Raw genomic sequence first — 14,081 nt, 5'->3', positions numbered from 1 at the left:
TCAGGACTCCTTGCCGTAGGTGCGGGGGGCGGTGGAGGAGGCCGGCAGGTCGCCGTTGAAGCGCGTGTCGACGAAGTCGCCGAAGTCGACCTTGCCCGGGATCAGCTTCAACTCGGAGAAGACGTCGGCGATCTGCTGCTCCGAGGCGACCACGGCCTTGTCGACGGCGACGGTCACGCGGGTGCCGTTCGTCCGCTTCACCGCGTCGAGCGCGACCTCGTAGGGGAGCCCTGTGTCCTTCGCCCAGACCTTGGCCCACTCCTCGGGGTGCTTGTAGACCCAGTCCTGGGCGCGGCGCAGCCGGTCCAGATAGTCCTTGATCGCGGCGGTCTTCTTCTTGTCGCCGAGGGCGGTGGGGGAGGCGACCTGGAAGGCGAGCCCATTGGTGAGCCCGTCGCCGTCGGTGAGCACCCGGCCCTTCCCGCCGCGCAGCACCTGCGAGGTGTACGGGTCCCAGATGGCCCACGCGTCGACCTTGCCGCTGGTGAACGCGGCCAGCGCATCGGCCGGCTGGAGGTACTTGACCTTGATGTCCTTGAGGCCGAGCCCCGCCTTCCGCAGGGACGCGACGAGTTGGTAGTGCGCGGACGACCCCTGGGCGACGGCGACCGACTTGCCCTTCAGGTCCGCCGGCTTCTTCAGCGGTGAGTCGTCGGGCACGAGGATCGTGTCGCCCTTCGCGGTCCCGTGGCTCGCCGCCACGACCTTGATCTTCGAGCCGGCGCCGGCCGCGAAGACCGGCGGCGTGTTGCCGACGCCGCCGATGTCCACGGCCTTGGCGTTGACGGCTTCGAGGAGGGGCGGGCCCGAGGTGAAGGTGGACCAGTGGATCTTGTAGTTGAGATCGTCGAGTTCGCCCGCGGCCCGCAGTACGGCTTCCGAACCGCCCTTCTGGTCACCCACGTTGAGAGTCAGGGACCCTTTCCCGTCGGTGCCGCCGCCGGAGCCCGCGGTGCTCGTACTGGCGGAGGGTGAGGCGGAGCAGGCGCCGAGGAGCAGCGCGAGGGGTACCAGGAGGGCGGCGGCCGGCAGGGCGGAACCGAGGGGGCGTCGCATATCAAGTCCGTTCGAAGGGCGGGTGGTTGAGTCCGCGGGAGGGGTGAGGGGGTGGGACGGGATCAGGCCGCGGGCTGCTTCTCGACGGAGGAGAGCGTCTCGGCCCCGTCGATGCGGTCGTCCTGCGGGGCCTGGTCCGTGCGCTGGGTCTCATGGGTCTGCTCGACACCGAGGCGCCGCAGCAGCTCGGCTCGCAGTTCGGCGAAGCGCGGATCGGTGATGTCGCGAGGACGCTCCAGATCGACACGCGTCTCGTACGCGATGACGCCGCCGTCCATCACGAGCACCCGGTCGGCCAGCAGCACGGCCTCCTCGACGTCGTGCGTGACCAGGAGGACGGCGCAGCCCCGCCGCTGCCACAACTCGTCGACCAGGCGCTGAGCCTTGATCCTGGTCAGCGCGTCGAGGGCGCCGAACGGCTCGTCGAGCAGCAGCAGGTCGGGCTCGCGCACCAGGGCGCGGGCGAGCGAGGCGCGCTGGGCCTCGCCCCCGGACAGCGTCTTGGGCCAGGCGTTCGTCCGGTGCTCCAGGCCGACCTCGTCCAACGCCCTCTCGGCCAGGGCCCGTTCGGGCTTGCCGGGCAGTCCGAGCAGTACGTTGCGCCAGACCCGCTTCCAGGGCATGAGCCGCGGCGCCTGGAACGCGACCGCCTTGCGGCGCGGCACGAGAACGGTCCCCTCGATGTCCCGGTCGAGCCCGGCGAGGATGCGCAGAAGGGTGGACTTTCCGCAGCCGCTGCGCCCGAGCAGCGCGACGAACTCGCCCGGCTGCACGTCGAGTTGGAGGTCGTCGATGACGGCTCGTCCGTCGAAGGAGCGAGTGAGCCCCGCCACGCGTACGGCGAGCCCTTCGGTCGCGGGAGTCACCGGCCGGTGAACGTCGGTCGCCATTGCAGCAGCAGCCTTTCGAGGGAGCGGACGACGAAGTCGGCGAGCAGGCCGAGGAACGCGTAGACGATCAGGCACACGACGATGACGTCGGTGCGCAGGAAGTCCCGCGCCTGCACCATCAGGAAGCCGATCCCGGCGTCCGCGTTGATCTGCTCGGCGAAGACCAGGGCGAGCCAGGCGATCCCGAGTGAGTACCGGAGTCCGGTCATCGCGCCGGGCAGCGCCCCCGGCAGTACGACGTGGCGTACGAGGCCCCACCGGTTGAGCCCCAACGACTCACCCGCTTCGACGAGTTGGGAGTCGACACCGCGAATGCCCGCGTACACGTTCAGATAGAGCGGGAAGGAGACGCCGAGCGTGATGATGGCGACCTTCGGGGCCTCGCCGATCCCGAACCAGATGATGAACAGCGGGATGAGCCCGACGAACGGCACCGTCCGCAGCATCTGCACGCTGGCGTCGACCAGGTCCTCGCCGATCCGGAACAGCCCGGACACCAGCGCGAGCCCGACGCCGACGACGACGCCGAACAGCAGGCCCACGGCGACGCGTTGCAGGGACACGCCCATGGCGCCGGGCAGGGAACCGTCGACGACGAGATCCCGGCCGACCTGCGCGATCTTGCCCGGTGAGGCGAGCACGTCGGGCGTCAACACCCCGCTGGAGCTGAGGAGTTGCCAGACGAGCAGCAGCAGGAGGGGGCCGGAGGTGCGGCGCAGCCAGCGCGGGACGCGGGTGCGGCGAGTGGAGGAGGGGACGAGGGGCTCGAGTTCGGGCGAGCGGGGTGCGGTATCCGTCGAATCGGATATGTCCGGCGCCGGAACTTTGGGCGGGGCATGACTGATGCTCATGGCACTCCACGGCAGGGGAGGGCGCGCCCCGACGTCAGCGGGCGCGCGTCAACGGCGCGCCGGCGCAGAGGGGCAGCCGGGGCGACAGGAGAAAGCGGAAGGTGGTGCGAGAAGGCGTCAGTGGCCGCGACGACACGCGGCGGAGGCCACCCGCAGCAGGTCGATGTGACCGCGCGTGGTGAGCAGGACTGAACGCAACATGCCGGAGAACGTAGCCAGCTTGTCGACACACGGTCAATGGTGTCTCACCGTGTGGACCGGGGATTTCATGTTCCGGTCCGGCGGACGGGTGATCGGGACCGGGGCCAAGGTCGTGCGGCGGGCAGCTCGGGGCGACAATAGGCCCATGTCCGACGAATTCACGACCCGAGTCCTGACCGTCACCACCGGCTCCACCGAGCGGGTCGTCGACCTCACCCGCGACTGCGAGTCCTTCCTCCGCGAAGCCGCTCAGGGCCGCGACGGCCTGCTCAACCTCTTCGTGCCGCACGCCACGGCCGGCATCGCGGTCATCGAGACGGGTGCCGGCAGCGACGACGACCTTCTCGCGGCCCTGCACACCCTCCTGCCCGCGGACAACCGCTGGCAGCACCGCCACGGCAGCCCCGGCCACGGCCGCGACCACGTCCTGCCGGCGTTCGTACCGCCGCATGCGACGTTGCCGGTGGTCGGGGGTGGGCTGGAACTGGGGACGTGGCAGTCGGTGTGCCTGGTGGACACGAACGTCTCGAATCACAACCGTCAGGTGCGGTTGTCGTTCCTCGGGTAGGAGCACATACGCCGTCACTGTAGGGGCGACTTCCGGCCACACCAAACGAGACGCCGCCCGGATCGATGAAGGCCTCGCGGGAGGTTGAGTGTTCCTAGGGCCGACCGTTCCTGGAAGGCGATCGGTACCTGGCGTGACTACCGCAACCTGCTCATCGCTGCCCACACGCTGGCGGGGCCGCCGTTCGGTCAAGACCACGATCGACATCTACGGACATCCGCTGCCGAGCGCCTGGGTCGCTGTCGTACGGTCCTGCAGAACGCGGTGCGGCTGGCACCCCTCATTGAGGCGGGCCCGACTGAGGCGCTGACTGGATCCGGCGTTAGCACCCGGGCGACGGGTCAAGGGGCGGCCGGTGAGGCGACTGAGCTGCGTGGTGCTGGGATGGAACTCCCGTGCTGGGATGGGCACCCCAGAAACCATGTCTCCGCAGGCGGGAGCTCTGCACCAACCATTCCACTTCAAGGTTTAGGGTCGCGGCAGCGTGGATGCGGTGATTTAGCAAATGTGCAGCTCAGATGGGGTCGGCCTCGTGGTGTGCCAATGGGCGAAGGTGGATTCATGCTGGATTATCTTACGTTTCGTCACATGTAGTCGTCTGTTGTTCTTCGTGCGATGGCTGGATCGGGGCTGGAGGGTGCTGAATGGGGAGTCAGTGTGGCTGGGGCGGTTTCCGGCTGGTCTGCGTCACGGGGTGCCGGGGTGCCGGGGTGTCGGGGTGGGCGCCGTGCGGCCGGGGTGCGCCCACGTGCGCCGACAGTGCGGCCATCGTGGGCCCTGTGCGGCAGCCACGGGCGCTGGCGCCCGATTTGCGGGAGTCCGCAGGTTCGAACCCTCGGCGGGGGAGCCAGGACGTGGGAACGGGGGTGCGCACAAGCCAAACGGGCGGAGCTGGTGATCGAGGCGACCGTCCGGTTGAAGCCGTAGGTGGCCAAGCCGAAGTACGAACGACCCCATCGTCGGGGGAAGAAGGCCCGGGAGCTGCTGGCGGGCATGGCTTGCCGTTACCCGAGCCCCTTCGCCCACTGGCGGTTTGGTCTCAAGACGCGTGGAATAAGGACAACTGCTCCTGCTCGTCCTGCGGTTCCGGTTCCTTCGCCAGCCCCGGGGCAGCCCCCGAGTCCGGGTCGGCATCGGCCGCAGAATCCACCGAGGGGGTCTGATCCTCTTCCGCGCGCGTCGGCAGGACATACTCCTGCGCCAGACCGGCGAGATGCAGTGGCAGCGGCAGGCTCAGTGCGTCCGGTACATCGGGGGCCTGGCGCAGCTGATGCGCGGCGAGGGCAAGGGCCTCGGGAGAATCACCGTCCCCGGTGTGGCAACCGAGGACGGTGAGTTCCACAAGGCCTGGATTCCACGCGGCCTTGTCGGTGTCAACCGTCAGCTTCCCCTTGGTGTTCACCCGGGGGGCGAGTTTGTCGGCGGCCACCGACAGCTTGAAAGTCCGAGCTTTCGGTGTGGTGGACCAGAAGGCGCGGGCCGTCTCCGGGCCGGTATCCGGGTTCGTCCACAGATGGGCAGCGAGGCCGTTCGCCCCGTCCGGGTTCACTCCCCACCACTGCGCCGTCTCCCGCCCGCGTGAGGTACGCACACGCACCAGGCGCAGGTCCGGATCGAGACGGCGGGCGGGAGCATGACCGTCACGGAATTTGTCGGCAATCGTCTTGCTGTCCTGCAGCCAGGTCCAGTGCGAGCGCATGTTCTGCCCGTGGGCCAGCAACATCGTCGGCGTACCCCGCAGGGAGCGGCGTACCCGCTGGAGCCATTCCTCGGCGGCCCGGCGCTGCTCGGCCATGTCGCCCCACCACGACGGGCGGGAGACGGGACTGCTGCCGTCGCGCGGCGCGGGCACTGTGCCCGCGGCCGGTACTTCCGCGCGCTTGGTCAGCCGCAGCAGCATCACCGGATACGGCACCCAGGCCCGTGCCTCGTCGTCCCAGCCCTCCACCCGTGCCAGGCCCTGTCCGGACACCTCCGGGGTGACGAGCACCGCGACCGGCATATGCCCGGCCCAGCGTGTACGGCTGCGGCGGTTCTTGCGGACCATCCATACGGCCGCGTACCGCATCCCCGAGGGAAGCCGCTCGCCGAGACTGTGCTCGGGGTGGATCCGTACGCCGAGCTGCCGCAGACCGTCGTCCCAGGCCTTGGCTGCGCGGAAGTCCTTGTTCTTCTCGCTGTTGTAGCCCTTGGCCTTTTTCGGGACGGTCATGAACTGGGTGAGGACACCGGCGTCCGCGCAACCGAGTCGTAGAGCGAACTTGGGGTCGTGGTCTGGGGAGGTGAAGTCCTTGGCCCGGTCGATCTCCACCAGTGCGAGGGACGGAAGGGAAACGGGCCCGTCCTCTGAGACGAAATCTGCCATCTCCCGGCGCCGGGCACCGAGTGCGGCGGTCACCACCTCCCGTGAGTGCCGGGATCCTTCGGGCAGCGTCAGGTCGTGGCCCAGCGAGCGGGTGAGCTTGCGGCAACGCAGCCGTACCGTCAGCTCCGGAGTCTGCCACTCCAGCATGACCGTGCCGTCGAAGGCACCCGCGTCCTCCGGCGCACCTCCGTCCCCCTTGAGGTCCAGATGGGCGATCAGGGCTGCCACCGCGGTGTCTCGCATGTCGGGCGTCTGCCAGAACACTCCGGCCTCCAGGAGGGGCAGTTCACCGGGGTCCGCGTCCGGGGCCAGGCAGCGCAGCGCGAAGGCGGCACCCATCCGGCGGGCCTCCGTCCGCTGCCGTTCCTCCACAGCCTTCTTCGCCGCCTCGGACGGTTCATGGCGCGGATTGGCGGGAGTGCTCCCCGACAGACGGGTGCGCACCAGCGCGGGCGCCGGACGCAACTGCTCCGGCAGTGCCTCTTCGGCCCACTCGACGATCCTCGAACGCTGGTCGGGCATCAGACCGGTGCCCACCTCGTGCGACCCCATCGCGGTGCTGTGCACGACGGCGGCCCGCATCCCGTCCTCCAGCCATTCGGCCGGGGCGGTGAGAACGGACTCGGCGTCGGGGAACGACTCGGCCAGCGACACGCTCCGCAGCATCCCGGCGGGGCCGCCGCCCACCCAATCGTGGCCGCCCTTGTTCCACCCGAGGCGAGCCAGCGCGAACCGGTCACTCGCTGGTGCTCCGGGCAGCCACGGCACACGAGGCCGCAGCAGCACCGTGCTCCTGCGGCCGTATGGCAGATACAGCCGCTCCGACTTGACGCCTACGCGGGTGGCGTACCGCCGGATGTGGGTGTGCAGGTGGAAGCGGGGCAGCGGGTCGAACGGCACCGTCTGGAGGGTGATGTTCAGGACGACGGAGAACCACTCCGTGCCCCGGCTGCCCTCGTGCCCCAGCGCCTGCGACACCAGCTCGGCGCCCTGGTCGCGGGGCCCGCGTGGCATGGCGCGGAAACGCAGCTGGCCCGCACCGAAGTCGTATGGCTCCAGTTTGCCGAGGAGCCGCCGGGCCAGCCAGTCCGTCGTCAGCTGGAACTGGCGCGGATCCGGGGCGGCCGTACCGCCGGGGGTGGTCGGGCAGCGCAGCAGTTCCACCTCCACACCCTCCTGCCACTCGGGAGGGTCCTCGAACAGGGCGTCCCTGGTCTCGTTCAGCAGCGACCGGTACTCGCGCTCCGGACGGAGATCCTTCAGCCAGGCTCCGACGAGAGCCCGGAAAGCCGTGTCGGGCAGCGGATCTGGGATGTCCTCCGGGGCGTACAGCCAGAAGTCCGGGCCTTCGTCCTGGTACCGGGACGGGCGCGGGCGCACCAGTACATCGGGTGCGAGTGCCTGGATCACCTGATCCATGCGGAAGGTGGGAACCGTCTCCAGCGGTTTGTCGCGGCCCGCGCCGCACAGCGCGAGCAGCGGGCCGCGCCACTGTTCGGGAAAGGGCAGAGCCCGGTACCGCCCCGTCGCCGAGGCGTCGCGGGAGACGGGCAGCGAGGAGGCGGTCCGGATGGAGTCGTAGCGCTGAGCCATGAGGGTGTCCCTTCGTTCAGGAGGTGTGGTGGGTGATGTCCCGCAGCGCCTTGTAGAGGGGCGCGTACAGGAGACGGGCGACCGCGGGATCGCCGGGATCGGGGCAGTCGGGCGGCACGGTGCCTTCCGCGAAGTACGGGGCGAGGACGTCCCGCAGGCCGGTCAGCAGCCCGTCCTCCTGCGGGAGCGGGGACGCTGCCGCTCCCGGGGACAGCAGCCTGGCGGTGCGCGGAGCGAAACGGGCGTCGACGAAGACCACCCGGGCCGGTACACCACCGCGTACCAGCCGGCCGATCACCTGCCAGATCGTCACCAGTTGGTCCCAGGTGAACGACCGCTTTTCGGGGTCGGACAGTCGCGAGTAGATGTAGCGGCGGGACAGCAGCCTGCGCCACTCGCCGCGCGCCACATGACGGAACGCGAGTCCCGCCTCGTCGAGACTGTCTGCGGCGACCGCCAGCTTGCTGAACGTGCCCTGTGCCAGGCCCGGTTCGTCGCGGGCGAAACGGGTGGCCCAGTCGTTGATCGCGAACACGGCGAGAGCCAGGTCGTCCGGGCGCGGATGCGGGCGGGCCAGGAAGAGGGCCGTGCCGAAGGCCGCGTTGCGCTGGGCGTTGAGGATGTTGTGGCCGCGCTCGACCGCCATGAGCGGGGCGATGAGGAGTTCCGCGCTGCGGTCCTCGGCGAAGGAGGCCAGATCACCTCGGCGCAGCGCGGTGGCGCGGTCGGATCCGGAGGACGTCGGCCCCGACCCGCGTACCGCCTGATCCAGATCGGCGTCATCGGCGGCCAGCACCCGGACGCGGCCGTGCCAGCGTTCCATGCTGTGCAGCACGTCCGCGACGGTGTTCGCCTCCTTGTAGCTGCCGACCAGCAGGACCGCCCGCCGTCGGCGGTCGTCGGCGATCTTCGCCAGTTCCTGCTCAAGGGGGCTCGGGGCGCCGCCGCGGCCCGCGGATCCGAGCCTGCTCGCCAGCGCCCGCGCCGCAGCCGGCCGGGTCTTCGGCTCGGTTCCCGACAGGCTCATCGGGCGGCCCTCGTCGTCGTAGAGGAAGTGCGTGGTGAAGACCGACTCGCTCACGGCCTCCAGCGAGCGCGGAGACGGCTTGAGTACGGCGCCGACCGGCGCGAGTACATGGGCGCGGGTGGAGGACCCGGCCCAGCTCGTTCCGGACATCAGCACCACATGCGGGCCCCGGCGCCCGGCGCCCGGGTCGGCTCCCACCTCGTGCAGCGAGAGCAGCAGTTCACGGCCGACGCCCGCACAGCGGAAGAAGCGCAGGGTGCCGCTGTGCCGTCCGTCGACGTCCTGCTCTCGGTCGTCGGGCAGGTACTGGAAGCCGAGCACGTTGCCCATCGGGGCCTCCGGGACCAGCGGCGCGTAGTCCAGGGGAGGACGGCGGGAGAGCTCGTTGCCCGTCGAGTCCAGGTGCAGGGCGGCCTCCACCTGCGGCCATAGGAAGACCAGCCGGTCCAGGCGGTGGTTCAGGGCGCTGAGCAGCAGCATGAACTCCAGCCGTCGGGCGGTGAGATCGAGCCAGGTCTCGTCCTTTGCCCGTGCGGCGGCGGGGCTGTCGGCGAGCAGCGGGCGCAGTACGGCGAGGACGCGGGCGCGGGTGTCGGAGGAGGACAGCGTGGCCAGCAGATCCTGGACCAGCCGCACCAAATCGTCCGTCGTGTTTCCGTAGGGCCCGAGGCCGCCCAGGGGATCGTCGCGGAACGTGTCGAAGAGGTCCGTCAGCTCTGTGCGGCGGGCGTCGGAACCGGGGCCAGACGGCTCCGGCTCCGGAGCGTCGTCCTCGTATGCCTCGTACAGCTCCGCTTCGTCCGCCACCCCGTCTGGGGATCCCGGGGTGCGCTCCGGGGCGAACCAGTCGCCCAGCAGTTTCTCCTGCAGGGTCCAGGGGCTGAAGTACTCCATGTCGGCCCACTCGCGCAGCTCCTCGTCGGAGATCAGCAGCTTGTACAGCCGGTCGGTGGCGGCGTGCACGACCGTCAGCGAGGCGGACCAGCGCTCGATCTCCTGGTCCGTGAGCGGCAGCCGGCCCTGCCGGGACAGTTCCTCGATCCGGTGCGTCTGGAGCTGGTCCAGCCAGGACTCGGGGCCGGGCGAGACCAGCGTCGCCGACGGGGCGAAGATCTCGTCCAGCTTCATCTGTACCGAGTCGGCCTCGTCGACGATGATGATGTCGCTGCGCAGACAGGCCAGCTCGAGGTGGCGCAGCCGTTCGTCGCCCAGGTGCCGCGGCACGGATGTCTGCACCAGGCTCGCCGGGTTGGCCACCCAGATCTGCGCGTCGACGAGTTCGCGCGCCGAGCGGTGACGCGGGCAGGCATACCACAAGGGGCACCCGTGGGGAGTGCCCTTGACCTCCGGCGGGTGCGGCTGGGCGGCTCGCTCCGGCCGGGCCGGACGACCCGGCCGGTACGGCTCGGGCAGGGGGACGGTGTCCGGCTCCTCCTTTCCGGCCCGGCGTCTCTCCGGATACAGCGAGGTGCAGGGCGCGTCCGCGAACCGCAGGGGTTCGGCCGCCTCGGTGCCGCGCAGTGCATTCACCACGCACACCGTGCTCAGGTCGTCGAAGCCCGGCACGTCATGGTCGAGGAGGTTGTCCAGGCCCCGGGAGGCCAGCCTGCGGTGCAGCCGTTGCACATGCGTCTCACGCGTGGTCAGCCCCAGGACGAGGGTCGCGGCGAGACCGAGGTCGCGGAGCAGCGCGCTGAGCCGCAGCTGCTCCGCCACATCGCCGACGACGATCGTCGTCCGCAACTTCGGCTCCTGACGGGCGCCCCAGACGGCGATCAGTGTCATCAGCGTGGACTTCCCCGCCCCGACCATGCCCGCGAGGTGCAGCAGGCCGTCCAGACGCAGGTCGCCGTCCTCGGAGAAACCGAGCCGGTCGGCGTCGCGCGGCGCGATGTGGAGTTCGGACAGCCGTTCCTCCCAGTGCCCCGGGCTCTCGACGTTCTCCTGCCGCTCGATCCGGTCCATCCAGCGTGCGGTCTCGACGAGGTCCGCACGCTTCAGAGTGATCGGCTCACCGCGCCCCGGACGCCCGCCTTCCGGGGCGTGTCCCGGCACCGGATCGGGCCGCAGGTGCTCCGGCAGCATGACCGAGGTGGGCCGTCGCCGGTCGACGAAGGTGGCCCGGCCGACGGGTGCGATCGGCAACGCCTTGCGGGCCAGCGGGGGAAGGGCGGCGAGCGCGGTGTCGTACACCGCGATCCGGTCGGAGGCGACGGTGGGTTCGCTGCGCCGCGCGGGTGCGTCGTCGGCCGGGACGTCATAGGCGCGCAGCCGCTCGGGCAGGGCGGCGTACGTCTCCAGGGCCTGGTGCCAGGTGCGTCCTCGGCGCAGCGTCCACAGCAGATGGCGGCCGGCGGTGAGCATCGCCTCGTGCTCCGGGGTCACCGCGATGCCGCGCGCCCGTGCGAAGGGATAGCCGCCGAACAGGACGTACGCGCCCCGTGCGGGCTCCAGAGGGGAGAGGCGTTCCAGCAGCCGCAGGGCCAGCTCGACCTGGCACAGCAGGCCGGGTTTCACCCCGGACAGTTCGGCGGGCACCTCGCTCCACAACCGGGAGAGCTCTTGGCTGACAGGCTTGTGCCAGCCGTCGCGGTCACGCATCGCGGTCCTCCTGCGCGCGGCCGGTCCCGGTCCGCTTCATACGGGCCCGGGCTCGGGCGACCAGTTCGGTGTCGGTGAGCAGCGGCAGATCCCTGGCCGCCGCGGGGCGATTGCGCTCGTAGGAGGCGACATAGCCGGGCCGATCGTCGGCCCTGGCCCGGGGTACCACCCAGAACGCCTCGTCGTACCGGGGCTCCGGAGGCACGGGCCGTGCGGCCCGGCCGAGGAAGGCAGGGTGGGCCCAGTCCTTCACATCGACCGCCCACACCCAGCCGTCGGCGAAGGTGATGTGCATGTCGTACGCGTCGTACGCTGGCCACATCCGCACGTGCAGTCCGAGAGCCGTGAGCCGCGCCTCCAGCTCCACCTCGGCCCGTCCAGGGCCAGTCACGAACTGACGCAGTGGCCGCTCCAGCTGGAGCAGCCCGCCGGCCTCCTCCTTCTGGATACGGCGTCCCACCGGGGGCGGCCCGAGACGGCGGCAGCGGTCGCGCTCGCACCACCAGCCGCTGCCGTGCAGCAGCGGGGTCAGCAGGGTCAGGCAGCGGCCGCAGACCGCGTAGGCGCCGCCCCGCAGATAGCTGTCAGGAACGGGCTGGTAAATGCGGCGCAGCAGCTCCTTGACCGGGTCGAGGACGTGATCCACCGACACCGCGAACTCTTCGGCGGCGGTGAGCACTGGCCGGGTGACCAGCAGCCGCCGGAACTCGGTGTACGCCTCCTCCTCCCCGTACTCGCGGCACAGACGCAGCGCGGCCCGGATGATTTCCCGGTCGCGCAGGACGAGGGCGCTGTCCCTGGTCTGTTCCGCCCATTCGTGGCACAGCTCGGTCGGCCGTGAGGAGTTCAGGTCCAGCAGCAGGTCGCCAGGGCCCACCGCGTCGGGCGGGAGATCGACCGGCCAGTCGGCCACGGGGCGTTCCCGGCACCACGACAGAAGGTCGGGGAGGCTCGCCGGGGGCTCGGCACTCCGTTCCAGGCAGGCGAGGACGGTCCGGTCCAAGGCGCGCTGGACCTCGGCCGGGTACGGCAGAGTGAAGGAGTCCAGTCCGGTCTCGGCGTCCAGCGCCGTGAGTGCCGAGGCCAGTGTGCGCATCAGCGGGATGCCGTCGTGGGCGGACCAGTCGGCGGCGTGGACGGGCAAACCGTCCTCGTTCGCGGGTACGGCGTTCACCGGGTCTCCAGGTGGGACCGGCCGGCGGCGCAGTGCCCGAGCATCTCGCAGCCCGCGCAGTGCCCCCCCGGCTTCGGGGCGTACGTCTCGTCGACGGCCCAGGGACCCGCCAGCTCCGCGATGATGCGGCGGGCTTCGGCCTGCGTCTCCGGCTCGCCGGGGTCGATCTCCTCGCAGCCCGAGCTGCCCTCGTACAGCATCTCCAGTTCGATCAGCGACCGGCGCGGATCGCCACCCGGCACGCCCGCCGCCATCAGCAGGACCGCGAAGGGCAGCTGCGGGTAGGTCTCCATCAGTTCCCGCCCCTCCCAGGGGCGCCGGGAGGCCGTCTTCGTCTCGTGCCAGATCCATCCGCCGGAACGGGTGTAGAGGAGGTCGGGGTCGGCGATGAGGAGCACGTCGAGCTCCGGGTCGTACGCGGTCAGGCGCGGCTGCACCCGTACGTGCTCATCGGGCGGAAGTCCGTCGAGGGGGCAATCGAGCAGGTGCTGGGCGAGCATGGCCAGGGCAGGGGACTGTTCCGCCTCGGATAGCCCCGGGAGGCTGGCGGGAAGAGTGGCACCACGGCAACTCCCTTGGCGATGCCGCTCATTGAGCCAGTCATCGACTGCCCGCCCCCTTCGGACGGGTTCGCTCTCGGGTTCGCCGGACCGGAGGTGAAGTACTCGGGTGAGGTGGAACTGGGCGGGGCAGCGGGAGTGCACTCGCAGGTCGGTGGCGGAGACCGAGCGGCGTTTGCGGGGCCGGCGCGGACCGGGTACGCCGAGCAGGCCGTTCACCCGGGGTGGCTGTTCACAACCCGTCAGCCCTTCGCACCGCTCGCACCCGGAGCCGGGGTTGAGCCGGTCGTCCTCGGTCACGCGGGCCAGTACGGGCTTGGCGTGCAGGGTGAACTCATGGGCCGTCCGGCCGGTGTCCCAGTCCGCGAGGACGGTGTGTCGGCCGTCCCCGCAGCCGAGGCCGATCAGCCTGACCTGCCGTGGAGGAACGGTGCTGCCCGCCAGGGGGCGGTGGATGTCGCCGAAGGCGGCCTGCGTGGGGACCCCGGTGGCGGTGACGGCAGCGGCTTCGGCGATCTCCGCATGCGGGCGGTCCTTCTTGACCGTGTTCACGGAGAGGAGCCACAGCTCGCGCTCCGAGCCGTCCGCGGATGCGTACCGTCGCCCCCAGGCGGTGCGTTCGTACCGCGTCGCCCCTCGCTCGTCCGGCGCATCGCCCGGCGACTGGGCGATCGCGGTCCACTGCGCGCGCACGGGGGTCGTCGCGGGGCGCCCGAGCTCGCGGCGGCCAGTTTCGGACGCCTCGCGCGCGGCCAGATAGTTGATTACCGCCATCTCGGCCCAACTGGCGTGACCCGGATGGCATTTCGTGCTGCGATGGAGCCGCCGCAGCGCGACCTGCGGATCCATTCCCTCGTACTCGATGAGGTCCAGGGTGCGCATCACCGGCCCGAGCGCGAAGTCCTCAAGGGGCTTTCCGCGCGGTCGTTCTGGTGCCTGCACCACGAGCGGCCTGGCCCGCAGGGCATTTCCCCGGGGGCAGTCCTGCGGATCCTCGCGGAGCAGAGGCAGCGAAGTCCGGATGAGCCGGGTGTCGCCGACCGTGCCGGGCGGAGGCTGATGAAGCGTCACGCTGTCTCCCTCGCGGCGGAGTTGGAGAAGGGAACCTATGACCCCAGAGAAGCGTATGACTGTGAACTAAGTCAAGCGATGTCTCTTGTTTGTCTTGTGAACCGCTATCCTGTGCCTGGCATGG

9 protein-coding genes are annotated in these 14,081 nt (G+C 70.6%); 1 reads left to right on the top strand and 8 read right to left on the bottom strand.

Annotated elements, in window-relative coordinates; all coding sequences use genetic code 11:
- From ACVHNB_RS25330 to ACVHNB_RS25315, 4 genes are all read right to left on the bottom strand, one after another.
- Positions 1-1,056 carry an ABC transporter substrate-binding protein gene (locus ACVHNB_RS25330; protein WP_456225978.1) on the bottom strand — a complete coding sequence of 352 codons (1,056 nt, stop codon included), beginning with the start codon at positions 1,054-1,056 and terminating at the stop codon, positions 1-3.
- A gap of 62 nt (positions 1,057-1,118) precedes the next feature.
- Positions 1,119-1,946 (bottom strand): ABC transporter ATP-binding protein, encoded by an 828-nt coding sequence (locus tag ACVHNB_RS25325; RefSeq protein ID WP_456225977.1) that lies wholly within the window; start codon positions 1,944-1,946, stop codon positions 1,119-1,121.
- Entirely contained in the window at positions 1,919-2,797 is an 879-nt protein-coding gene (locus ACVHNB_RS25320; RefSeq protein WP_456225976.1) for an ABC transporter permease, read from the bottom strand. The genes ACVHNB_RS25325 and ACVHNB_RS25320 overlap by 28 nt, the downstream gene beginning before the upstream one ends.
- Before the next feature lie 117 nt (positions 2,798-2,914).
- Positions 2,915-2,998 carry a putative leader peptide gene (locus ACVHNB_RS25315; RefSeq protein WP_351373514.1) on the bottom strand — a complete coding sequence of 28 codons (84 nt, stop codon included), beginning with the start codon at positions 2,996-2,998 and terminating at the stop codon, positions 2,915-2,917.
- Positions 2,999-3,143: 145 nt separating this feature from the next.
- Here ACVHNB_RS25315 and ACVHNB_RS25310 point away from each other — a divergent pair, with 145 nt between their 5' ends.
- Positions 3,144-3,566 (top strand): YjbQ family protein, encoded by a 423-nt coding sequence (locus ACVHNB_RS25310; RefSeq protein WP_456225975.1) that lies wholly within the window; start codon positions 3,144-3,146, stop codon positions 3,564-3,566.
- Positions 3,567-4,605: 1,039 nt separating this feature from the next.
- On the opposite strand, the gene ACVHNB_RS25305 is transcribed toward ACVHNB_RS25310, so the two are convergent.
- The 4 genes from ACVHNB_RS25305 to ACVHNB_RS25290 are packed head-to-tail and all read right to left on the bottom strand — an operon-like array spanning position 4,606 to position 13,957.
- Complete coding sequence (locus ACVHNB_RS25305; RefSeq protein ID WP_456225974.1) at positions 4,606-7,524, bottom strand: pPIWI_RE module domain-containing protein; 2,919 nt, start codon at positions 7,522-7,524, stop codon at positions 4,606-4,608.
- 16 nt (positions 7,525-7,540) lie between these two features.
- Complete coding sequence (locus ACVHNB_RS25300) at positions 7,541-11,152, bottom strand: pPIWI_RE_Z domain-containing protein (RefSeq protein ID WP_456225973.1); 3,612 nt, start codon at positions 11,150-11,152, stop codon at positions 7,541-7,543.
- On the bottom strand, positions 11,145-12,326 hold the full coding sequence (locus tag ACVHNB_RS25295) for a pPIWI_RE_Y domain-containing protein (protein WP_456225972.1): 1,182 nt from the start codon (positions 12,324-12,326) through the stop codon (positions 11,145-11,147). The genes ACVHNB_RS25300 and ACVHNB_RS25295 overlap by 8 nt, the downstream gene beginning before the upstream one ends.
- On the bottom strand, positions 12,323-13,957 hold the full coding sequence (locus tag ACVHNB_RS25290) for a PD-(D/E)XK nuclease family protein (protein WP_456225971.1): 1,635 nt from the start codon (positions 13,955-13,957) through the stop codon (positions 12,323-12,325). Before ACVHNB_RS25290 ends, ACVHNB_RS25295 begins: the two co-directional genes overlap by 4 nt.
- Positions 13,958-14,081 lie beyond the last annotated feature (124 nt).

This window comes from Streptomyces sp. YJ-C3, from assembly GCF_053891275.1.
The sequence above is the reverse complement of the archived record's forward strand: the minus strand, read 5'-3'. Positions and strand labels throughout refer to the sequence as shown.

Excerpts from the sequence above, each read along its gene's own strand:
- ACVHNB_RS25330 (WP_456225978.1), bottom strand. The coding sequence starts at position 1,056 with ATGCGACGCCCCCTCGGTTCCGCCCTGCCGGCCGCCGCCCTCCTGGTA.
- ACVHNB_RS25325 (WP_456225977.1), bottom strand. The coding sequence starts at position 1,946 with ATGGCGACCGACGTTCACCGGCCGGTGACTCCCGCGACCGAAGGGCTC.
- ACVHNB_RS25320 (WP_456225976.1), bottom strand. The coding sequence starts at position 2,797 with ATGAGCATCAGTCATGCCCCGCCCAAAGTTCCGGCGCCGGACATATCC.
- ACVHNB_RS25315 (WP_351373514.1), bottom strand. The coding sequence starts at position 2,998 with ATGTTGCGTTCAGTCCTGCTCACCACGCGCGGTCACATCGACCTGCTG.
- ACVHNB_RS25310 (WP_456225975.1), top strand. The coding sequence starts at position 3,144 with ATGTCCGACGAATTCACGACCCGAGTCCTGACCGTCACCACCGGCTCC.
- ACVHNB_RS25305 (WP_456225974.1), bottom strand. The coding sequence starts at position 7,524 with ATGGCTCAGCGCTACGACTCCATCCGGACCGCCTCCTCGCTGCCCGTC.
- ACVHNB_RS25300 (WP_456225973.1), bottom strand. The coding sequence starts at position 11,152 with ATGCGTGACCGCGACGGCTGGCACAAGCCTGTCAGCCAAGAGCTCTCC.